Here is a 23845-nt window from a genome sequence, read left to right on the forward strand (position 1 = left end):
AAATGATGTTTCCGATGATGAAGAATAAAGTTGTGGTTGCTAAACTGATGAAATGATACAAAGGCTTATGAAAAATGATATTCGGGTATCAATTGCCCAATTAAATCCTATTGTCGGTGATATTGAGGGGAATTTTTCTTTAGCTGTCATGGCGCATCAAAAGGCCAAAGAAGAGGGGGCTGATCTTGTTTTATTCACGGAACTTTTTATAAGTGCTTATCCGCCGGAAGATCTTGTTCTAAAACCTGCTTTTACAAAAACATGTGAAGAGACTGTTGAGAAATTAGCAAAGATAACCGTAGGCGGACCAGGAATTGTCATTGGTCTTCCATTAAGGCGCAATGGTAATATTTACAACGCTGTCATGGTTCTTGATGAAGGGAGAGTCATTGCCGAATGTTTGAAGTTTGATTTACCTAATTATGCTGAATTTGATGAAAAGCGTTTATTTTCTTCAGGTCCACGTCCTCAGCCTATTGTCTATCATGGAATTAAATTAGGAATAGTCATTTGTGAGGATCTTTGGAATGATTCCTCTCTTAGTACAGAGCTTAAAGATAAAGGAGCGGAAATTATTCTTGTCCTTAACGGATCTCCTTATTATCGTAATAAAACATTAAAACGTATAGACGTTGTTCATACACAGGCTCTACAATCTGGAGTGCCAATTATCTACGCTAATCAAGTAGGTGGTCAAGATGAGCTCGTTTTTGATGGTGGGTCTTTTGCCTTGAATGGACAAGGCAAAAAGATATTTCAAATGAAACACTTTGATAGCCATATTGCTTTAAGCCATTGGCAAAAAACAACGACGGGATGGCACTGTATTTCAGGTCCTAATGAAAGTCTTCTCAATGGATTAGCGGCTGATTATCAAGCTTGTGTTTTGGGGTTGAAAGATTACGTTAATAAAAACGGCTTTAAGGATGTTATTCTTGGTCTTTCAGGAGGAATTGATTCAGCCCTGTGTACGGCAATGGCGGTGGATGCTCTTGGTGCTGAGAGGGTTCGCACCATTATGATGCCCTATCATTATACTTCGCAAGAATCATTAAAAGATGCCAAAGAATGTGCTGATCTTTTGGGATGTCGTTATGAAATCATACCGATTGCACAACCTGTTGAGGCTTTTTTAAAGACAATGGCACCTGTTTTTTTAGGGTTACCCTCTGACGTCACAGAGGAAAATCTTCAAAGTCGTATACGCGGTACACTTTTAATGGCGCTTTCAAATAAATTCGGCTCAATGGTGGTAACGACAGGCAATAAATCAGAAATGGCTGTGGGATATGCAACACTGTATGGGGATATGAATGGCGGGTTTAATCCTCTTAAAGATATTTATAAAATGCAGGTTTATGCATTAGCGGAGTGGCGCAATAAAAATCACTTGCACAATTTGAGAGGACCAAAAGGAATGATCATTCCATCCAATATTATAGAAAAAGCACCCTCTGCAGAGCTGCGGGAAAATCAAAAAGATGAAGATTCTCTTCCGCCTTATCCTATTTTAGATGATATATTACAATCTCTTGTAGAAAATGACATGAGTATTTGTAATATTGTTAAACGTGGACATTCACGAGAAACTGTTGCGAAAGTTGAACAGCTTCTTTATGGTGCCGAATATAAAAGGCGTCAATCTGCGCCTGGTGTAAAAATCAGTTACAAAAATTTCGGACGCGATCGTCGCTATCCTATAGTCAATCATTTTCGCGATAAAAATTGAGTATTATTTTATGGTTAAAGTTCGTTTTGCTCCCTCTCCAACAGGTTATATTCATATTGGCAATATCCGTATTGCGCTTTTCAACTGGCTTTATGCGCAAGCGTATAAGGGAGAATTTATTTTACGCTATGATGATACAGATATTGAACGTTCTAAACAAGAATATATCGATGCTATTGCTGTTGACCTTGAATGGCTTGGTATTCAACCAGATGCAATTTATTACCAATCCAAGCGATTTAATCGATATGATGAAGTGGCAGAAATTCTCAAACAACGTGGCCTTCTTTATCCTTGTTATGAGACAACAGAGGAATTAGAGCGGCGTCGTAAAATCCAGCTTTCACGCAAATTGCCTCCTGTTTATGACCGTGCAGCATTGAAGTTGACAACAGAAGAGAGAAAAAACTTTGAATCACAAGGTCGTAAACCCCATTGGCGTTTTCTTCTTCCTAATTTTGAAAGTGATCCTTTACACACAAAGCGAACAGAAGTTTGCTGGAATGATGCAATAAAGGGAAAGCAGACGATTGATTTAGCTTCTCTTTCAGATCCTGTTCTTATTCGTGAAGATGGAACCTATCTTTATACATTGCCGTCTATTGTTGATGATGTAGATATGGCTATTACGCATATTATTCGTGGGGATGATCATATTACAAATACAGGCGCTCAAATTGCTCTTTTTAAAGCTCTTAATGCAGAATTACCGGTTTTTGCTCATACCAATTTATTGGCGACAGTTTTAGGAAAAGGATTTTCAAAACGTAATAATGATCTTTCTATTCGTTCTCTACGGGAAGAAGGATTTGAATCTATAGCTGTTCAATGCCTTGCCGTTTTGATTGGGACATCGCAAAATGTGCATCCCTATCCCAATCAAGCTGCGCTTTTAGAGCATTTTAATCTCCAAGATACGTCAAGATCCGTTGCAAAATTTGATATTGCTGATCTTCTTGCTTTGAATAGTCATCTTGTCCATGAGTTAACCTATGAGGAAGTAAAAATGCGCCTTAAAAAACTTTCTATTGAGGGAGATAAGGCGGAATATTTCTGGAACGCGATAAGAAGCAATATTAATAAAGTCAATGAGGCTGTTTTTTGGTGGAAAATCATTCATGATGAACAGAATTTTGATACAGTAGCACTAGAGGATCGTGCTTTTGTGCACCAATCACTCGATTTCTTACCTGAAGGTGCTTTGAATGAGGAAAGTTGGAAAATTTGGACAACAGCATTAAAAGAAAAAACAGGTCGAAAAGGAAAAGCTTTATTTATGCCATTACGTCAGGCACTTACGGGCATGGATCATGGACCTGAAATGGGAAAAATTTTGCAGCTTTTAGGGCGTGAAAAGGTAACGGAAAGGCTCTCTAGAAAATAAGAGCGGATTTTTTAAAAGTATTTTGTTCATTTCACTCTAAAAGAGAGTAGAGAACGGGTTTATTTGCACGTTTTTATAAGCATGAAAGCAGGAATATCATCACCAAATCCAATAGGTGTGTAATTCTTATTTTTTCGTGAGCGTTGTTGCTCAGATGGCTTCTCCTTATTATTTGCATTTTTGATATATTCTGTTTTATTCTCTTCTACAGATTTTTTAGTGTGAGCAACAGTCTCTTTTGGAGCAGTTTTCTTTGATGGTTTTGAAGATTTTTTCTTTACAACAATATCTTCTGTTTGATCATCGGCTATTAAAGTTGAGAGATCTCCATTGAGCCATTCAATTTTTTCATTACTCATTTCCTCGATGGCATTGATATATTTTTGATCAGCTTTTGTAACGATTGTAAAGGCTTTTCCGCTACGATTTGCACGCCCTGTACGACCAATTCGATGGATATAGTCTTCAGCATGTGTAGGAACATCATAGTTAAATACATGACTTACAGCTGGAATATCGAGTCCACGGGCAGCAACATCAGAAGCAACAAGAAGTGTAAGTTTATTATTTTTAAAATCAGCTAGGGTGTTCATGCGCGAATATTGGTCCATATCTCCATGAAGTGCCCCTACATTAAAGTTATGTTTGATGAGCGATCTAAAAAGTTCAGAAATATCTCTCTTTCGATTACAGAAAATGATTGCATTTTGAAGCTCTGCACCTTCATTTTGGATAAGCTCTCGTAAAACCGCTCTTTTATCCCATGATTTATTTCCAGATTTGACAAGCCGTTGTGTAATTGTGGTAGCTGTTGAGGAAGCTTTTGTAACTTCAACAGATACGGGAGAATGTAAAAATTGTTTCGTTAGTTTTGTAATTTCTGGCGCCATTGTTGCAGAAAAGAACAAAGTTTGACGCGTAAAAGGGGTTAGCTTACAGATGCGTTCAATATCAGGAATAAAGCCCATATCCAACATGCGATCAGCTTCATCAATCACAAGGATTTCAACGCCCATCAGGAGTAGTTTACCGCGCTCGCAATGATCAAGAAGGCGCCCTGGTGTTGCTATAAGAACATCAGCTCCTCGTTCAAGTTTGCGATCTTGGAGTTCAAAAGATACCCCACCAATCAAGAGAGCAACGTTTAAACGATGATTTATTCCGTATTTATCGAAATTTTCTTCAACTTGAGCTGCAATTTCTCTTGTTGGTTCTAAGATGAGCGTACGGGGCATTCGTGCTCTTGCACGACCTTTTTCAAGGAGAGTGAGCATAGGCAATACGAAAGAGGCAGTTTTACCTGTTCCCGTTTGGGCGATTCCTAAAACGTCTTTTCTTTGAAGGACATGCGGAATTGTTTCACTTTGAATAGGTGTCGGAGCTGTATACCCCGCTGATTTCACCGCATTAATAACCTTTGCGGAAAGACCTAAATCATCAAAACTGTTTAAAGATGGTATCATTTTTTTATCAACTGCTCTGTGATTTTAACTGCGCTATCTAATGATGATTATAACCAATATTCTACACTCTTTAAAAGTGTTAAGATGTTTTCACAAAAAAAATAACTATAACAATCATATACATATAAAACGCATAATACAATCATTAATAGCGAAATTGTTCTGATAAAATGCGCTCATCCCATGAATGATTTGAGTCAAAAAGGATTGAAGCTGTTACTTCTGTTGCCATTGAAATAGTAACTGAATGAACAGATTTAACTTCAATATTATCTGCAGCAGCATTTACAGGGCGTTTGTCAGGTTCAAGCATATCAAAGCGCACTGTTACTGTATCGGGAAGCAAAGCTCCATGCCAACGCCGAGGGCGAAAAGGGCTAACGGGAGTGAGGGCCATAAGGGGAGCCATAAGAGGTAAGATAGGTCCTTGTGCTGATAAATTATAGGCGGTTGATCCAGCTGGTGTAGCGACGAGGACACCATCACAACTTAATTGTTCCATGCGTACGTTGTTATCAATGGTGATGCGAATTTTTGCCGCTTGATAAGATTGCCGAAAGAGGGATACTTCATTAATTGCAAGCGCCTCGATAGAATCTTGACATTCAGATTTTGCAATCATGCGCAGGGGATGGATTTCTTTTTTATGTGCGGCAGCAATACGATTGGGCAATTTTTTTTCATGAAATTCATTCATAAGAAACCCTACAGAACCTTGATTCATACCATAAATAGGTTTGCCTGTGTTCATGACATCTCGTACGGTTTGTAACATTGTCCCATCACCACCGATTGCAACAACAATATCAGTTTCTTCCAGAGAAGAATGACCATAAACGGAAATTAATTTATGGGTAGCTTTGATAGCCTCCTCAGTTTCTGCGGAAATAAAATGAAAGCGACTTGGTAATGTAGCCATTTAAAAATTATCCTGATACTTATAATTTATGTTGTAACTTATTTTTGAGAGTTTTGAAGTTGTAATAAAAGCTCTTTTTATAATAAAAAGAGCATTGAATAAAGAGAAGTTATTTCAAGGTAAAGTATCATTAAAAAGTAAAAGGAATGCGTCGTTAGATAAATTACAAACGAGTAATTTTTTTATTAGAATGATAATTTAGCATTGAAGCTAAGAGTATGATTAGTTAAAAGACCATAACTGATTTTAATAATCAGTGTGAAGCACCCGTAGCTCAGCTGGATAGAGCGCTGCCCTCCGAAGGCAGAGGTCACAGATTCGAATTCTGTCGGGTGCACCAAATTTTTCAACTTTATATCATACTAAATAACAATATTATCTAAAAGAAGCCAATTTCCTCTTTTATGAAAATGGTTATTTGAGTTGTTTATTAAGTTTTGCAGCGAATAAGCAAATGATTTTAAGAGAAGTAAAATTTACGGCTGCGTATATAATTTTTCGGTTAGTCATTTTGAATATCGAGATAAAAAAGCAAGGTTATCTAAATATGCTTTCAATTTAACTATAAACATTTATAACATAAAAATACATATTAATTCAATATGTTATTGTAAAACTGATCTGGTGATGTTGATAGTAGACCGCTAAATATATTGTTTTGAGCATTAAAATAGATAGCTAAATTTGCTTTTATTCTATTTTTGGAGTTAAAGGCTGTTATGGTGATATGGAACGCGGATGAGAAATATCACCAGTTAAAGGAATAATAAGGGGGAAAAAACAACCGTTAAGATTTGAATTGTTTCAAAATGCTGTATTCGATATGGTTTTGATATGGGTATCTGGTGATTTCTCTATACACCAATATTGCCAGTTATGTTGGATGAGGGATTGTTTACTTTTAATCAACTTTCTTATATACTGAACGCTAATTATGGTGGTTATTTAGTTGGGAGTATGTTCTTTACGTTTGGCAGAATTGGGATTATATTTCTTGCTCCTCGCATACTATCTTGTGCAGCTATAGTGATGAGTGCACTTAATTATTTTCATGGCGTTAACACTTAGTCCTTTTGATCCGTTTTGCTGCTGGTGTTGCGAGTGTAGCAATGATGGTTTTGGGTTCTATTATGGTCATGCAGCATAGCCATATGGGCGGATTATTGCTTCGCTTTATGCAGGTGTAGGAGTTGGTATTCTACTACTAGGTAATGAATATGTTATTATTAGTTTGAACAGAGCGCTTGATGCAACAAACATTTGGTTTGGAGCTGGCTTAATGTCTGTTCAAAACTTTTAAAAACATACAGGTTTAATTATGATAACTATATCAAAAAACACCTCCGTTATTTCTTTCATTGCAAATGAAACCGCTCCTGTTAATCAGAAAAAACCATCCAAAATATGAATAGATCAATCAAATGGATTTCGTGACTGGTCATGTATACATATATTATCGCATTCGTGCTTTAAACGATTTTGGTGATGTAAAAAAAGCGATCTGGATGCTTTTATTGAAAATGAAAGCAATCTCTCTCATGATGGTAATTGCTGGGTTGCTGATAATGTCTGTGTTGTAAAATCTGGTTGTGTTTATGAAAATATAAGGGGCTATGGCAATGCTGCCATTGGTGGCTATGTGTATGGCAATACCCTTATATGTGATAAAACCCATGTGTATTTTGGTGTTCATGTTTATGACAATGCTCATCTTTCTTATAACGTTTGAGTTTATCATTAAGCGCGGGTTTATGGGAATGCAAAATTATCCGGTAGTGCACGTATTCATAGCAATGCCGCGGTTTATGATCATGCGGTTGTTAGGCAAGGTTTACGGCAATGCTAGCGTGGGGTGTCATACTAAGGTCTACGGCTCTGTTTATGGCTATGCCAAGATCTCCTGATTATATCGTGATTAGAAGTAATGTATATGGCAATGCAAGAATAAAAAGACATAGCGATTTATATTCGGTTCCCATAAATTGAGAGGTTTATGAAAGTGATGATGTTATCAAGATTGATAAACAGAATAAATGACAGACGTGGAGGGTGCTTCTTTGATGGTTATAAACGCATCATAAAAGAAAGCTGTGCCAATTGATATGAAGCTGCTTTTAAATAGAGGTACTACAGATCATACAAAAGAAGTCAATAATGAATGCATGTATACAAAACGTATCATATTGCAAACGCTCTATTCTATTGATTAAAACTGATCAAAAGGAACGTAAATGACAGATATGATCTTTAATCACTCATTTGAATTACAGAACCTATAAACACTTTATGTATGGCTATAAAGCGTATTAAGAATAACGCTCGCATTTTTGAAGTGGTCATTTGACACAAAGTACATTATCAAAATGTCTCAATGCTTGGTAGGTTCATATCAAGACTCTCAAGAGAAAATGCATATTAAGTGAATATTTGTAACAAAACCCGTTGTTTACATTTACGAACATTGGTTTTTAAAAGCAGCTTTTCATAAGACAATAAACAACCGCTTTTTATAAAATCTAAGGCTTTTAAACTGTTATAAATCTAGGTTTCAAACGTTTTTATAGAGATATCATTTTATGTCTTTAAACGTTCATTTAGTGAGGTTCTCATAAGCGTATTTTCACTTTGCATTTAAACTTAACTTCTCTGCAAATAAGCCGGTCCATATTTGGGCTGGCAAAATTAATCAGCTCAAATTTGAGCTCGTTAACTTTAGAATAGAGCATTCTTTAAACATTGTCGCTTTTGACTCAAAATTGAGTAAAACACCATGCCTTTGTAATATGATTGCAATCCTTTTGAAATTTATCTACTTATCTTTGTCTTAATAAGTATCCTCAAATTTGAGGGGACTTCATTTGGTTTCGTATTTTTAAACTGTAACTTTTAAAACGTTTTTTGCTTGTTTGCCTGCGTTATATCATTAAAAATCTTTTGATTTCTACGACATAACATTATCAATTTCATTACCTGTTGTGATGATAATATCTATATAATGTCTGCTTATTATTGACTAACTTTTTAGTAAGCGGCGCTTTAAATCGACTTGTCTTTAAATCCTTTTATGTGCCCTTAATGAATTAAAACCTATTCTATGATAGTTTCAAATGATTATTTCTTTTAAGGTTTAGCTCAAAAAAAGAGTAAACCCCATACCATTCTTTAAACGCATGCAATTTATGTTATCGATAATTTCAAACGATTACGTTTTTAATAATGCGATTTGTGTGTGATAAAAACGTATCATAAAATTTATGAACTGTTATGAATGATAGCTGCGTTCACTTCATTTGAATGTTTACATGCGTTTTATGGTCTATCCATACATGGTAATTGTTTATGAAAAATGGTTAATTAAATCACGTATAAAAGTGTAGATTTTAAATGGGATTCATATAGAATAATTGCACACAAACTATTGACTTTATTATATTTTTTTTATGAATAAGATTCCATCTCGTTTAGACGTTGCAAAAGAAATCACCAAAGACCTTATTGATAAGATTCTTCTCTTACACGGCGTTATCACTTTTGTTTGCAAAAATCTGCTTCGCTTTTGACTTTTGATATGGATACAACCTCTTTTGAGGTAGAGCAAAGAATTTTTTAATCATGGAGAGTGCAACAGTGTTCTTCAAAAATCTTGATTGGTTTGTTGAAAAAATTAAAGAGTTAGATAATTATTCAGCATGTTATCAACTCCCAGATTGTGAAGTACAAATTCTTTATAATGACGCAATTATCAAAGGTTATCCGTAAGTTGATGTTGGAGTTTCGATTAGTACTGGTATTTTATCTGCTGCCTGTATGGTAATTGATCCCTATCAATTCTCAGCACTTACAGGATCTACAACTTGATTTTTATAAAAAGGGGTTGAGAGTTTGTGAAGAAGGAATATATGCAGATTGGTTGGAATTAAGCTTGATTATGTCTTGAAATAGGCGATAGAAAAAATTGATCTTCATAAATGCTTTTATTCCAGATATGGAGCACCACCTTGGCGATAGAGTGAAGTTGGAGGCACATAAAGGTTATCAAGGTAGATGATGCAGATTATAGCTTACTTCATATTGGTGCACTGGCTTTATTGGGTGATGTTGCAACCTTACAATCTTATTATCAAAGTTTCAGTGCAGAGGATCATTTAGGCTTTGATGAAAATACCCAACAGATTCATTTTGAACGTGCATTGGCTGTAGTCAAAGAAGTAGTCAAATCTAAGCAACACAGCTACGCTTTCATTGCAAAAGTAGTAAAAAATATGAACCATCTGGAAGAAAAACAAAGTTCTTAATAAAAGCTTTCCAGAGAGGTGGAGTTTCATTCTTGGAAGGAAAAAAATAGCTAAATTTATCGAAACAAAAGCTAAGGAATAGCTCCTTAAGAAATATCAAGAAGATCTAAAAAGATTATAGGAGCCAGAGTCTGGTTTAAAGATGCCATCATCAGTTGAGTGAACTCAACAATGGTGGAGTTTTATCCATTGGCGGAAATCTGATGTTTGAAAGAGGCTTTCTTGATGTGAAGGTAATATTGTAATAAATAATTATTATAAATCAATATGTTGTATATATTCATTGTTTTGAGATTAATGACCATTGACAAATAATTTTGCACCATTTTCTCTCTTCCAGCTTTTCGTCAATCATCAATGAAAATTTTTTATAATGGAAAGTTCATTGATAATATAACTTTTGTATGTCATTATTTTACGCTTAAAAAAAATATAAAAATAATGAAATGCAATTGAGTTATCAGCTGCTTATTCTTTTCAATTTTTAATCATAAAAAAATCTTTTTATTCATTTTGCTTATAAAAAGAATTAGCTTTTTTCTGGTGATACAAGTGGAGAAATAAGGATTTTAGATATGTTTCTGCGTTCCATTTCAATCACTTTAAAGTGTAAACCATCAGTTTCAAAACTTTCTCCCTCATTTGGTAAATGACCAAACTGCCAAAGCATAAAGCCTGCCAGAGTCGTATAACGATCTGCTTCATCCACAAGGTTACGTCCAAGATAACCACTTAAACGGCGGATATCAGCATATCCCTCAACAAGAAGACTGCCATTTTCAAGTTGTTCTGCGATCATGAGTTCTTCATCGTCATCAGGAAAGTCTCCTGCAATAGCTTCAAGAATATCGGTTGGTGTTGCAATTCCTTCAAAAGATCCATGCTCATCAACAATAATTGCAAGCTGAATCGAAGAATGACGTAACTGCTCCATCAATCGTAAAACACTTGTGTTTTCATGAACAACGAGGGGTTCTCGCATAGCTTTTTTCCAATTAATCTTTTTCCCCTCAGCCAAATTCAAAAGAAGATCTTTTGTCAATGCAACGCCAACAAATTCATCCACTTTTTCACGCGCAAGAATTAAGCGGCTATGTTTAACCTTTTGTAATTCTTCACGCATTTCATTTTCATCAGCATTTAAATCTAACCACTCAATCTCATTACGCGGCGACATGATAGAGCGAACAGGGCGATCAGCTAAATCGAGAACACCACGAATCATCTCCTTTTCTTCTGGTCTAAACAATTCAGAAGCTGCGGCCTGTTCAGCAATAACATCTACAGTCTCAGCAAGGTGACTATCTTTGCTTCCTCCTCCTAAGAGCCTCAAAACAGCATCAGCTGTTCTACTGCGTAGATCATTCGTTTTAATCATTTTTTCACGGTTACGACGTCCAATTTGATTAAAAGCTTCGATGAGAACAGAAAAACCAATAGCAGCATACAAATACCCTTTTGGAATATGAAAACCAAATCCTTCAACAATGAGAGTAAAACCAATCATCATCAAAAAACCAAGACAAAGGATTACAATAGTGGGATGACGATTAATAAAACGCATAAGAGCACCAGATCCGCACATCATTACTCCCATAGCAGCTATGACTGCGATATACATAACTGCTGCCTGCTCTTTTGCAATCATACCTGTTGCGGTAATAATACTGTCTAGTGAAAAAACAGCATCCAGCACCACGACTTGGACGATTACTTGCCAAAAAACAGCATAACCAACGCCTGTTTTTCTTTCATGTGATACTCCTTCTAACCTTTCATGTAATTCTAGCGTTCCCTTTGCGAGCAAAAAGGCTCCACCACCGATTAAAATAAAGCTATGCCAACTAAATACAAAAGATGAAAGTGAAAGAATTACCCTATCGAGTCTCATAACCCATCCAATAACGGTAAGAAGGAAAAGCCGCATAATTAATGCTAAAGTAAGACCTATAAAGCGTGCGCGGTCACGCAAATGCAGTGGCAATTTTTCAGCTAAAATTGCAATAAAGATAAGGTTATCTATTCCTAAAACAATTTCGAGAAAAACCAGCGTGATCAAACCAAACCACGCATGGGGATCAGTGATCCATTCCATCATTCATTACCTTTTAGAAGCTTAAAAGCGCGCGATTGACAAAAAAAATTCATAGGCTTTTATTCGTATATTGGATCATGAACATTGAATGTAAAAAAACTTATATTCAAAGAAAAAAACAGCACAATATTGCTTGAATGCATGTGATTGTTGATAAAACAAAATGATGCCCCATCCCGCTTACAACCACAAGAAGGTTCTTCTAATTTTCGCTCGGGCATTATGCTCGATAATCCTCTAACTATAGGTTCTGTATAACAATCAGAACATTTATTTATAAAGCTTCTTATAATGAGTTTATTTTTATATAAGATCAAGTGGTGAATATCATATTTTTAACCTTACAGACAATGAGTTCATATAACAAACAACAAAATATCTAGACATCCACTCTTAGGAGCGTTATAGAAACGCTCATTCTCATTTTTTGAGAAACTTATGGGTGATTAGCTCAGTCGGTAGAGCAGCTGACTCTTAATCAGCGGGTCGTGGGTTCGATCCCCTCATCACCCACCATTTGGTTTTATACCGTAAATAACTTATTGATTGCGTAATTTTTTTAAGGTACGATTTTCTAAATAAAATTGGGCAGTAGGATTTCCCCATATCTGTTTGTTTAAAAGTGAAGATTGTTGATATAGCTTAGTCATCGGTGTTTGTACTTTTTAGGGGACTCAAAGAACTTCCAAAGGACATTTTAAGATCTTTTAATGCGTATTGTTTCTTTTTTTAAGTTGCAATTGGTAAGGAGAAGCCTCTTACCGACAATTGTGTTATTTAAAGGGGTATAAAAATCAACAGTTTTCACTTCTTTTAATATAAATTGATTAAATTTTTTTGGATTTTTAGCATATTGTTTAAAGACAGAAGAAACTTTACACTTTAGTTGTGTCAGCAGCGTGGATATTTTTTGATAACTCTCCCGCTTAAACAAAAAACTTCTGTAATAATCATCAGTATTCCAAGAGGGTAAATCAAGATAAAATGAAGTAGTTAGCTGGACATACAAGGAGTAAAATTATATCAATTTAATTGTTTAAAGTTAATACCTGTTAAACGAAAGACAATAAACTTTAATGAGGCTTAAAGTTTTAAAATATTAAGCTGTGTGGTTACGCTATGCTGTCTTTCCGTTAGCTAAACCTCTAAAAATATAAATATTAAGAAAGCTACTTAGATTCATTATAATATATTGATTTATAAAGAATTGATTATTATTTGTTTGAAAAAACTTTACTATCATAAACTTCTTTTGTTTCAATCCTTCTTATAATAAATTAATTAAAATCATTCATTTGTGCATCATAAATGGGATTAACGTGTGGATAAAGACTATTGAAGAAAGGCATGAAAATAATTCTTATTAATGTTCTTAAGTGCTAAAAGTTATCATAACATTGGAAAAATAGTATAATGGCGCAGGCTTGATCTTTTATTAAGTATAAAGTTGATGGTGCAACAATAGCTTTACTATTATACCATTTATGGGTACTGCTGTGTAATGGAGAAGAGCGTTGAGAGAGGTTTCTTAAAAAAGATATGTAAATTGGCAACACGATGGTGTTTTGTTCTTTTATAGGTACATAAAAAAAGAAGTCATTGATAGCCTTTTATTTATTCAGGTGGTGTTTTGGGGGCTCTTTTCCAATATTGTTGCGCCTCAAAAATGACGACCACAAATAATGAAAGGATAAGCGGTATAATCAAATAAAACATTCTAAAGACAATAAGTGCTGCAATAACATCGGTTGGATTTATATTGGGCATGCCTGTTATGAAGAGAGCTTCAAGAACTCCTACTCCTCCTGCTGGAGCATTAGAGAGAAGAGTTATCGTAAAAGATGCTAGGAAAACACCAAGAACAGAGATAAAATGAATATCTGCGTTATGTGGGAGAACAGCATATATAATTCCTGCTGCTCCTAAAAGCTCTAGAGGGCTAATGAGAAGCTGTTGAATAACAATTTTCAGCCGGGGATAGGAGAGTTGAATTTTTTTACCCAAGCGTAAGGGTTTTAACTGAAGCCAGCTGCCAAACGTATAAAGTGCTATACAGCTGAGTAAAATTGCTCCAGCCGTTGTTCCGAGCCATTCAGGAAGTTCTTTATGAATGAGGGTGATAATTTCGGGTTGCAGCACCAAAACGATTCCCAAAAGTAAGATTGTGCCGATTACAAAAGTAAAAGAGCAAAAACCTACTAATATTGCGATTTCTGTTCCGTTTAATCCTTTCATTTTATAGGCGCGATAGCGTACAACGGCACCAGAAAAAACTGAAGCACCGATATTGTGTGAAAGAGCGTAGGTTGTAAATGAACATATGGCGATAAAAATCCAAGAAATTTTATGGCCTAGATGTTGCAAGGCAATTCGATCATATCCAGCAAGAGCAGCATAAGCTAGGAGAGAACATAAACAGGCTAATAACCAGTGCTGTGCATTTAAATTGCTCAAGCGCTCCAATACATCCCCAAATGAAATGGCAGAGAGCTTCATGTAAAGAATTCGAATAGATACCAGCATTGCTAAGATACCAATCAATGGCCATATAAATTGCTTTATTTTCACGATTCTGTATCCATTTTATGTTTTCTGTAAATTTTCATGATTGAGCATATTCCTTACAGATCTTCGTTCTGTTATATACTCTATAATACCATTGGCAATTTCTTCATCATCTGTTACTACAACATCAGCACCTAAATCAATGAGATATGTTGTTTCTGTGTCGGATAATGCATGTGTGATTATCTGGATATCTTTCTTCATATCACGGATATTTACGATACATTCTCCTACTTCAATGGTACTTCGCATTGTAATAACAACTTTATGTGCATTATTTATATTTGCTGCGTTCATTATTTCTTGTTGAATGATATTGCCGCAAATAGCCTCAAAGCCATCTGCAATCGCTTTATCAGAGAGGCGTTTTGATTCTTCTACGATCACTATAGGTTCACCTCTATTTATTAAAGATAATGCAACACACTTACCGATACGACTATAGCCAATAATTACGATATGGTTGTTTTTTAAGGTCATCGGTAAAAAATCTTGGTCAGGATCTTGTGGATCAATATCAATAATTGTTTGGGTATTTTGTGAAGATGCAGAATTTTTTTCTAGACGTTTTTTAATTTTATTACAGGCAATGAAAACAAGAGGATTGAGCAAAATAGAAAAAATTGCTCCTCCAAGAATTAAATCATGAGCGTCATTGTTTAAAAGTCCTAAGCTTAAACTTAAACCAGCAAGGATAAAGGAAAATTCTCCGATTTGGGCAAGGCTTGCAGAAATAGTCAAAGCTGTTGCATTAGAATAGCGAAAAGCTTTAACGATGAAAAAGGCAACAGCAGATTTTCCGATTACGATAATGAATAAGGTTGCTAAGAGAGGGAAAAAATGAGTTAAGAGTTTCTCGGGGTCAAATAACATGCCTACAGAAACAAAAAAGAGAACAGAAAAAGCATCGCGCAGTGGTAAAGATTCTTCCGCGGCACGGTGGCTTAATTCTGATTCGCTCATGACCATACCAGCAAAAAAAGCACCAAGAGAAAGAGAAACTCCAAATAAATGAGCGGCTCCGAAAGCTACTCCTAATGCAATAGCAAAGACGCTAAGACGAAATAATTCACGTGATCCCGATTGTGCGCTCATTTTTAAAAGCCATGGGATAACGCGTCGCCCAATGACGAGCATAAGTGCAATAAATACAATTACCTTCAGGATGGTGAGACCAAAAATACCCCAAATACTTAAATCCAACCATTGAACAAGAGGATCCAACGCTTCTTTTTTGGTATTGCTGAGGGCACTTGCCAAGGAAGGGATGAGGACAAGTATAAGGACCATTGCTAAATCCTCAATAATCAACCATCCAACGGCAATGCGTCCTTTTTCTGTTTCAATAAGATGACGCTCTTGCAAAGCACGTAGCAGGATAACGGTACTTGCTATGGATAAAGCAAGACCGAAAATCAAACTACCACTAAAGCCCCATCCCATAATCAGACCAAGGCACAAACCTAGAAAAGTAGAAAATGCCATTTGTGCAATAGCAGCGGGGACAGCAATAGCTTTGACAGATAAAAGGTCTTTTAATGAAAAGTGGAGCCCAACACCAAACATCAGCAAAATAATACCAATTTCAGCAAGTTGATTAATGATGACGGAATCTATTTTAAATCCGCCTGTATTGGGTCCCACAATAACACCAGCTAACAAATAGCCTACAAGGGGTGAAATACGTAAACGGCTAGCAATCATTCCCAAGAGAAATGCTAAACATAAGCCTGCAACAATAGTTGTGATAAGTGGTGTGTCGTGGAGCATGGATTATTTACTATTCTTGATCAAAAAGCGAATGAATGAAAACGACTATATTTCTATGAGAAGAGAGGCGAGATGTACCATACGCATTAAAGGGCATTTTTATTTCACTTTGATATTTGCACGATTATTTCGTTCACGCCACCAATTTCCTAGCAGGAGTAAAATAGGAGCAGCAATAAAGATAGAGGATGATGTTGCAATAATAATCCCAAAGACCATGGGTAATGCAAAATTATGAACAGCACTTCCACCCCATATCGCCATGGGGAGCATCGCAAGAATTGTTGTGGCTGATGTAAAAAAACAACGTACAAGAACCTGATTAATTGACAGATCAATCAGCTCGCGCAACGGCATTTTTTTATAAAGACGCATATTTTCGCGCATCCTATCATAGACGACAACTTTATCATTTATAGAATATCCAACAATTGTTAAGAGTGCGGCGATAGCCGTTAAATTAAAATCAAATTGAAACAAAGCAAAAAAGCCAATCATTTTTGTGGTGTCTAGAATGAGAGTGATAATTGCTCCAATGGCAAAGAACCACTCGAAGCGTAACCATATATAGAGAGACATGGCAATAGCCGCAAGAATAACAGCAGTAAAAGCAGCTGTGGCAAGCTCACCTGAAATTTTGGGACCAACAACTTCTATTTGATCGAATGTGGTATCGGGATAGATATTTTGTACAGCTGTTTTGACCTTATCAATGGCGGTGGTTTGTTGTGCTTCGCCACCGCTTTGTTTCTGCATGCGAATTAATACGGTATTTTCGTTATCAATATTTTGCAAGGTAACTTCACCAATATTAAGAGTAGAAAGCTTGGAACGCAGAGTTGCTAGATCTGCTGGTCCTTTCGTGGTAATACTCATTTGGCTTCCGCCAATGAAATCAATACCAAAATTCAATCCAGGCTTAAAAAAGAGAAAAACTGAAGCCATTGATAAAACAATTGAGACGCCAATACCAATGAAACGTGCTTTCATAAAGTGGAAAGTTGTGTTTTGTGGCATGATGTTGAAAGCAGAGTGAATATGCAATTTTTTAATTTTCCATTTACGAACGATCCAAATCATGATGATGCGTACAATGGTGATATTTGTAAACATGGAGATGATAATACCAAGCAACATTGTTACGGCAAAACCACGAACTGGGCCTGTGCCAAACCAAAATAGTAAGACGGTCGCTATAATTGCTGTAACATTTGCATCAACAATGGTTGCAAAAGCGTGTTTAAATCCACGATCTAGGGCTGCAAAAGCACCCACACCTTTTCGACTTTCTTCACGGATACGTTCATTGATAAGGATATTAGCATCAACGGCAATACCGATGCCTAAAATAATACCAGCAATACCAGGCAGCGTAAGCGTAGCACCCAAAAGACTCAGTGCAGCAAATGTTAAAATTGTGTGCAGAGCTAGTGCTATATTGGCAATTAATCCCCAAATACGATAGAGAAGAAAAATAAAAATTGCAACAAGAATAAAGCCAATTATGCCGGTGTAAAGTCCCATTTGGATAGCATCAGCACCAAGATTTGGACCTACGGTTCTCTCTTCAATGACCGTGAGTGGTGCGGGGAGGGAACCAGCACGAAGCAGAGCAGCCAGAGTTGAGGCTTCTTTGGGGTCAAAGTTTCCTGTAATTTGACCTTGTCCATTGGGAATGACACTATTGATGGTCGGAGCGGTTAAAACTTTATTATCCAGAACAATGGCAAAAGGACGGTTAATATTTTGTCGTGTTATATCGGCAAATATTTTTGCGCCAGCGGAATCTAGCGTAAATGAAATAATAGAACGTCCTGGTATTTGGGGGTCAAAACCTGCACGGGCATCTTTCAGGACATTTCCATCTAAAGCAATTTGATCATAAATTGCATAATGTTGTGTTGCATCAGTGTATCCAGGGAGAATAGAAACACCTATAGGGGGATTATTGGGGTCCACATTAGAAGGAACAAGATGAAAACTCATCTTAGCGGTTGTTCCTAAAAGATCACGCAGTTGTTTTGGATCTTGTAGTCCAGGCAATTGGACCATAATACGATCATTTCCGACCTTTTGGATGGCTGGTTCTGAAACACCAACTTGATCTATACGACGACGGATGATTTCTAAGCTTTGTTCAATAGCATTGCTGACACGGTCTTTTATACCAGCTTCTGTTAATGTGACGCGGAGAGTTTCATTTTGAGCACTGATCGTGATGTTATGTTCTGTTGTGCCAAAGCTACTGTGTATGGGGGTTATTAATGTTTTCAAAGCAGAGAGTGCTTTTTCAGTTTGCGATGGGTCAGAAATAAGGGCAATAACGCTATCTTCAACAATACGCACACTTGAGGTGCGGATTTGTTTTTCACGCAATACATTGCGCACATTGCTTAAAACTATATGTAACTGATCGCGTTTTAACGTTTTGCTATCAACCTCGAGCAGGAGAGAAGAGCCTCCTTGAAGGTCAAGACCAAGTGCTACACGGGTGTCGGGTAAGAATTTCGAGTTTTTAACTTGTTCGTGTGAAAATAAATTGGGTAAGGCAACATAAATGCTGCTTAAAAGAATAAAACAATAAAGGGTAGTTAACCAACCAGGTGTACGCATGATATATTCCGTAAATAGGCAATCTAACAGTTATTCAAAGTTAAAAGCACAAGTAAAATAAGATGATCGTTTTTATATTCAAGGAAGAGAATTAAGTGTGTTCATTGGGAGGAGCGCGTTTATTTGAGAAATATTGTGTTTTAACGTTACGAAATCGTGTGTCAACAGCTGGAATCTTTATTAAAAAGAAATCCAATGTTAGGATTTTTTGAAAGGTCCTGATAAAAATAGATTCTGTATGGAGTGTTACAAATTTTTTGTTTTCAGTTGTGGTAACATTCACATGGTCACACTTATGATGTAAATCAAGTCTATTCGTTTTAATGACATTATTGGTGTGTGATTGTTTGATTAAATAAGCACGTGTTTCTAGGTTGCTCGTCAAGAATACACCTAAACTGGATAGAAAAATCCAGGTTGTCAAAGGAAGAAAATCTTCTTTTTTGCAATAAAGGTGCAAAAAAAACATGCTAGAGTGCTTTCTTTAATCTTATTGAGTTCAGCTTATTTATCATTCTTTTATCTTATTACCAGTATTATAGGATAAGGGAAAGCTTTTATAAGATTATTCTATAAAAGTTGAAAATATCTACTTTATACCATATTTAAAAGAGAAAAATAAAATCCCTTTTGTGCTCATAAGGTAGATATGTATTCATTTTGTAGAAAAAACATCCACATACTTTTCCTTCTTTTGGGGATTATCTTTGTATTTAATTCTGGTGCATGGGGTAATAGGGGGGCACAAAATACAATTGTCGAACAAACGATAGCTTCTTATTCAGTTGATGAAATTATTCTGCAACAACAGTTGATTATTAAGACTCTTGAAGAAAATACTGAAACTTTAAAAAGAGATTTTGACAGAAAGCCAGAAGATGAGCGTGCTTTAGAAGAATTACGGTTACGTGCACAAGATATCAGTGAACGTGCTATTGAGGCAGCATTTGTTTTGCGTCCTCCTCTTAATGAGATTAATACACTTCTTGATCAATTAATGGAGCTCCATCGTGACGTGAAAAAACTGAAAAGCTCTGTGAAGGAATATTCCTATTTGATAGAGCAAAAAGCTAAAATTAACAGTATCATGCTTCGTTTTGAAGCAATTTTCTTAGCGGCAAATAGAATAGCTGAACTTTCTATTTCTCAATCTCGGGAGCTTTTTAAACGCACGCTTACGTATAGGCTTGAGTTTTCGATTCCGATGGTTAAACATCTCGTCCAAAAAACAAAAGAGGCTTCATCAGATTTTCTTGTGTTGTTAAATTCTTGGTGGAATTTTATATTTTACTTCAAGTTTTTACAACTATTTCTTTGCTTTTTAATTCCACTTTTTATTACTTTGGGACTTTCGTATTTTTCTCAAAAAGTTCTTGTTCATGTGTATTGCCACTTTACGAAGTCTAATGAGGAAATATCTTATTTACAACGCTTATTGATCGCCTTTATTTCAGTTCTCTTACCTTCACTTGTATGTATTCTTTGCGTTTATCTTGTGTTGTTTTTGTTTCGTAGTTTTAACTTAGATCTAGGTAAGCTTACAACAGTTTTTGATATGATAGGTTGTCAAATTATTTTATTATTTTTAATCAATCGATTAGCGGTTGTTCTTCTATCATCGAATAGGCCCCATGTAGGTCTTCTCAAGATTACATCATCGTCTGCTTATCAATTAGTGATTTTACTCACTTCTTTAGGGGGTATTTTGGCATTTGACGCTGTTCTTGATAGTATTTATCAAATCATTTCAGCGCCTCTATCTTTAACAATTGCTAAAAGTTTTATTGCTGTTTTTCTTGTAGCGATATTGCTATTTATAATATCATTTGTACCTTTGCGGTTTAGACGTAGGCGTGTTCAAGAAGAAAAAAAAGAGCCATACTTTTGGCCATTTTATATACGCATTCCTCTTATTGGCTTGGGGTTACTGCTCTTTGTATTGAATTTTTTAGGTTACGTTGGACTTGCGCGTTTTATTACGCAGCAAATTATGATTGATGGAGCATTTTTAGTTCTCATGTATTTAGGAATACAAAGCGCTCAAGCACTTGGAACTAAAGACCAATTTATGAAAACAACGGTTGGTCATCTTTTGATGCAGAGGTTTCATTTAGAAGAAAAAACGATGAATCAATTGGGAGTTTTTGTGAGCGTTTTTCTCAATTTATTTGTTGTTATATTTTGTGCAATGCCAATTGCTGTACAGTTTGGATTTTCCTATTCTGATTTAAAAGCAGTTTTGTGGCAATCGGTGACCGGTTTTCAGATTGGAAATATTAGTCTTTCTTTGATTTCTCTTGTAACAGGAATTATTTCTTTTTGTGTTTGCTGGTTTCTTATTCGCCGATTTATTGGTTGGTTAGATAATGTGGTGTTGGTTCATGGAGAGTTCGATTCTGGTATACGTAATTCTATCAAAACAGTGATAAGTTATGGAGGCGTTGTTGTATCTTCTTTGACCGGATTATCAATGGCAGGTTTGGATCTTAGAAATTTCGCTCTTATTGCTGGAGGACTTTCACTTGGTATAGGTTTTGGTTTACAGAATATTGTCCAAAACTTTGTCTCTGGACTTATTATTTTAGTTGGAAGACCATTTAAAATAGGGGACTATATAGAATCTGGATCAGTAGGGGGTGTTGTTAAGCGTATTAGTGTGCGTGCAACGGAACTTGAGACAATTCAGCGTAAGACGATTATTATTCCCAATTCAAGCCTTATTAATAACAACGTTAGTAATTGGACACGACGTAATAAAGTAGGACGAATTGATATACCAGTTACTGTATCATCTAAGGTTGCTCCAGAGCATGTTGCTGAAATTTTGTTAGAGATTGCTTCTGCGACAGAAGGCGTTTTAAAAAATCCTATCCCACAGGTGAGTTTTACAGCATTTGATCGTAAGAGTTTTTCCTTTAATTTGGCTATTTATGTGCCTAATATTACCTCATCTTCTCATGTAACCAATGCTCTTCGATTTAGCCTATATAAGCGTTTTGCTGAGGAAGGAATCTTAGAATGCTGAAATATACTTATATTTTGATTACAGTTATTCTATTAAGTATTTTTACCATAACAGCTTTTGCTGCAACAGTGAAGAATACTGATTTAAAGATACAATCTCTTATTGTTGTTGAAGGAAGTATACCTTCAAAAATTTCTTTAAATACTCATCAAACAATTACAATTTGTATGAAGGGATGTTTTATAACTTTTCCTAATAAAGACCGTTTTGCAATAAAGGCAGATGATAATATAGAAATCAGTAGGGGAAGAGCAATTTTTAAATAAAATGATTGAGAATTTTTGTTTGGGGACAAGATTTAGAAGGATAATGATATTGTGTGTAATTAATAATCTCATCCTTTAGAAAATGGTAAAAAAAAGGTATGATTTTAGTATAAAATGGATGTTTTTTTATACTATGTAGAATCTACAGTATGCATTTTGGATGTAAGAATATTGAGGTATTTATAGTATTGTTAATGAACATCGATTTTCTAAAAATAATTACATCATTTTTAGATTTTTTTCATAAAAAAAGGCATAAAATATACTATTTTGTGATTTTTTTGCGGTAATTTTAATACAAAATGTTTTATATTTCCTCCTTTTGACAAGATAATATGTATTTTTATTAAATATTTATTATTTGAAGTAATCATTATTATAATATTTTAAAATTTATTTGATAATATTAAATTTTGATGTAATGATATATTAATATAGTAATAGATTTAAATGTAACTATAAAGGAGTACATGCGATTTTGCAGCATAAGATTTTATAAAACTTTGTTTTTCTAAATGTGATTTTTGATTATATTTAAATTTAGCAATGGGGTATAATTTTATGAATACAAAATTTATAACAGCATCTGTTTTTTCTTTGATTTCACCTTCTATAGTACAGGCTGCAGATGTGGTGGCTCACGAAGAGCCAGTACATGTTGCCTCAGAAGTTGTTGCTTCTTCACCTTTTTCTTGGGGAGGTGTTTATTTCGGGGGGCAAGTTAGTGGCTTTTCAAGTAAGATTTCTGCAACAGCGCCTGATGTTAATATTCCTCTCTATCCTGATGAGGGTAGTAAAAGTAAACCATGGATACCTGTCGAGAAACAGCATATGCCCGATCTTTCTGGGTTTATAGGTGGTTTTTATGCGGGTGTTAATTTTGATCTCGGTAATAATTTTATTATGGGGATTGATACGGATATCATTTTAACGGAAAAAAAGGATACAAAAACAAGATTTCATGCAGATGAATCGAGTGCTGGTGGAACTGAAGGATTGGGCACTGAAGGATCGGGTAGTGATACTGAGGAATTAGATACAGAAGAAAAAAGTCGAAAAAAGGCAAAAATTGTCAGGAGACAGGGCAGAGGCTTTTCTCGCTCTTCTGCAGAGGATAAAGAAGAGAAAGACAGTTTAACTTTTAATCATACGTTAAAACAAAAATGGACAGGTGCTACACGGGTGCGTGTTGGGTTTTCTGCAGGGCGTGTGATGCCTTATATTGCTGGTGGTGTTGCTTATGGACAGTTTCAGGATATTTTGTCGACAGTAATTACGGGAGGTGAGCCATTTAATAGGACATCGGATGTAACAAAAACGATGATTGGTTATACTCTCGGTGGTGGTGTTGATTTTGCAATGACAGACCATCTTGTTGTGCGTGCGGAATATCGTTACTCAGATTTTGGTAAAAGGAAATTTAAAGACGAGATTGAAGTTAAGTATAAGACGAATGATTTTCGCGCAGGAATAGCTTACAAATTCTAATTTTGTAGGATAAAGGAGCTTAAATTTAAGAGGTCCTATTTCTTTGATAGGGCCTTTATTTTTTAATTTTATGCATTGTAAACACTATTTTATGGTGAAAAAAAAAGGGGGCTTTGACTTTGAGTGAGAATGAGGAGGTAAGGAAGAGTTACTCAGATTCTTAATTGTTAAGAATAAAAAATTTTTAGTTCACGAGGTGTGGTTGAAACATTTGTTGGCAAAGAAGGATTGCT

The 23845-nt window shown here is 35.5% G+C and carries 15 protein-coding genes, 2 tRNA genes and 1 pseudogene; 11 read left to right on the forward strand and 7 right to left on the reverse strand.

From position 1 onward, the window contains the following. Window positions 1-67: 67 nt before the first annotated feature. Window positions 68-1729 (forward strand): NAD+ synthase, encoded by a 1662-nt coding sequence (locus tag ACFIQC_RS05280; RefSeq protein WP_375706834.1) that lies wholly within the window; start codon window positions 68-70, stop codon window positions 1727-1729. Between the two features lie 10 nt (window positions 1730-1739). Beyond that, window positions 1740-3113 (forward strand): glutamate--tRNA ligase, encoded by a 1374-nt coding sequence (gene gltX, locus ACFIQC_RS05285; protein ID WP_375630030.1) that lies wholly within the window; start codon window positions 1740-1742, stop codon window positions 3111-3113. A gap of 59 nt (window positions 3114-3172) precedes the next feature. Here the strand turns inward: gltX and ACFIQC_RS05290 are convergent, their stop codons facing one another. Beyond that, a complete protein-coding gene (locus ACFIQC_RS05290) occupies window positions 3173-4576 on the reverse strand; it encodes a DEAD/DEAH box helicase (RefSeq protein ID WP_375620798.1) in 1404 nt (467 codons plus the stop codon). A 145-nt stretch (window positions 4577-4721) separates the two neighbouring features. Continuing rightward, window positions 4722-5495 (reverse strand): NAD kinase, encoded by a 774-nt coding sequence (locus ACFIQC_RS05295; RefSeq protein WP_375612145.1) that lies wholly within the window; start codon window positions 5493-5495, stop codon window positions 4722-4724. A 263-nt stretch (window positions 5496-5758) separates the two neighbouring features. On the opposite strand from ACFIQC_RS05295, the gene ACFIQC_RS05300 reads away from it, so the two are divergent. From ACFIQC_RS05300 to ACFIQC_RS05320, 5 genes and pseudogenes are all read left to right on the forward strand, one after another. Continuing rightward, window positions 5759-5835: transfer RNA gene (locus tag ACFIQC_RS05300), tRNA-Arg, on the forward strand. A gap of 536 nt (window positions 5836-6371) precedes the next feature. After that, window positions 6372-6563, forward strand: a complete 192-nt coding sequence (locus ACFIQC_RS05305) for a hypothetical protein (RefSeq protein ID WP_375612146.1) — start codon at window positions 6372-6374, stop codon at window positions 6561-6563. Window positions 6564-6690: 127 nt separating this feature from the next. Further along, entirely contained in the window at window positions 6691-6795 is a 105-nt protein-coding gene (locus ACFIQC_RS05310) for a hypothetical protein (protein ID WP_375613508.1), read from the forward strand. A 121-nt stretch (window positions 6796-6916) separates the two neighbouring features. Continuing rightward, window positions 6917-7481, forward strand: a pseudogene (locus ACFIQC_RS05315) (hypothetical protein). 2084 nt (window positions 7482-9565) lie between these two features. Next, window positions 9566-9790 (forward strand): hypothetical protein, encoded by a 225-nt coding sequence (locus tag ACFIQC_RS05320; RefSeq protein ID WP_375620816.1) that lies wholly within the window; start codon window positions 9566-9568, stop codon window positions 9788-9790. 529 nt (window positions 9791-10319) lie between these two features. Here the strand turns inward: ACFIQC_RS05320 and ACFIQC_RS05325 are convergent. Beyond that, complete coding sequence (locus ACFIQC_RS05325) at window positions 10320-11888, reverse strand: TerC family protein (RefSeq protein WP_375612149.1); 1569 nt, start codon at window positions 11886-11888, stop codon at window positions 10320-10322. A gap of 437 nt (window positions 11889-12325) precedes the next feature. On the opposite strand from ACFIQC_RS05325, the gene ACFIQC_RS05330 reads away from it, so the two are divergent. After that, window positions 12326-12401: transfer RNA gene (locus ACFIQC_RS05330), tRNA-Lys, on the forward strand. A gap of 1098 nt (window positions 12402-13499) precedes the next feature. Here ACFIQC_RS05330 and ACFIQC_RS05335 read toward each other — a convergent pair. The 4 genes from ACFIQC_RS05335 to ACFIQC_RS05350 all read right to left on the reverse strand — a co-directional run bounded on the left by ACFIQC_RS05335 (window position 13500) and on the right by ACFIQC_RS05350 (window position 19302). Continuing rightward, the gene (locus ACFIQC_RS05335) at window positions 13500-14453 is read right to left on the reverse strand and encodes a YbhN family protein (protein WP_375613484.1); all 954 of its coding nucleotides are present in this window, start codon (window positions 14451-14453) and stop codon (window positions 13500-13502) included. A gap of 15 nt (window positions 14454-14468) precedes the next feature. Next, window positions 14469-16220 carry a YbaL family putative K(+) efflux transporter gene (ybaL, locus tag ACFIQC_RS05340; RefSeq protein ID WP_375613485.1) on the reverse strand — a complete coding sequence of 584 codons (1752 nt, stop codon included), beginning with the start codon at window positions 16218-16220 and terminating at the stop codon, window positions 14469-14471. A 99-nt stretch (window positions 16221-16319) separates the two neighbouring features. Then, window positions 16320-18833, reverse strand: a complete 2514-nt coding sequence (gene secD / locus ACFIQC_RS05345; RefSeq protein WP_375620802.1) for a protein translocase subunit SecD — start codon at window positions 18831-18833, stop codon at window positions 16320-16322. Between the two features lie 91 nt (window positions 18834-18924). Then, window positions 18925-19302 carry a hypothetical protein gene (locus ACFIQC_RS05350; RefSeq protein WP_375706835.1) on the reverse strand — a complete coding sequence of 126 codons (378 nt, stop codon included), beginning with the start codon at window positions 19300-19302 and terminating at the stop codon, window positions 18925-18927. 180 nt (window positions 19303-19482) lie between these two features. On the opposite strand from ACFIQC_RS05350, the gene ACFIQC_RS05355 reads away from it, so the two are divergent. The 3 genes from ACFIQC_RS05355 to ACFIQC_RS05365 all read left to right on the forward strand — a co-directional run bounded on the left by ACFIQC_RS05355 (window position 19483) and on the right by ACFIQC_RS05365 (window position 23612). Beyond that, window positions 19483-21858 (forward strand): mechanosensitive ion channel domain-containing protein, encoded by a 2376-nt coding sequence (locus ACFIQC_RS05355; protein ID WP_375613488.1) that lies wholly within the window; start codon window positions 19483-19485, stop codon window positions 21856-21858. Next, window positions 21852-22124: a hypothetical protein gene (locus tag ACFIQC_RS05360; RefSeq protein ID WP_375612155.1), complete on the forward strand. Its 273-nt coding sequence runs from the start codon at window positions 21852-21854 to the stop codon at window positions 22122-22124. Before ACFIQC_RS05355 ends, ACFIQC_RS05360 begins: the two co-directional genes overlap by 7 nt. A gap of 561 nt (window positions 22125-22685) precedes the next feature. After that, window positions 22686-23612: an outer membrane protein gene (locus ACFIQC_RS05365; protein ID WP_375706836.1), complete on the forward strand. Its 927-nt coding sequence runs from the start codon at window positions 22686-22688 to the stop codon at window positions 23610-23612. Window positions 23613-23845 lie beyond the last annotated feature (233 nt).

It is taken from the genome of Bartonella sp. AA126HLJHH (assembly GCF_042197425.1).
Lineage (GTDB): Bacteria > Pseudomonadota > Alphaproteobacteria > Rhizobiales > Rhizobiaceae > Bartonella.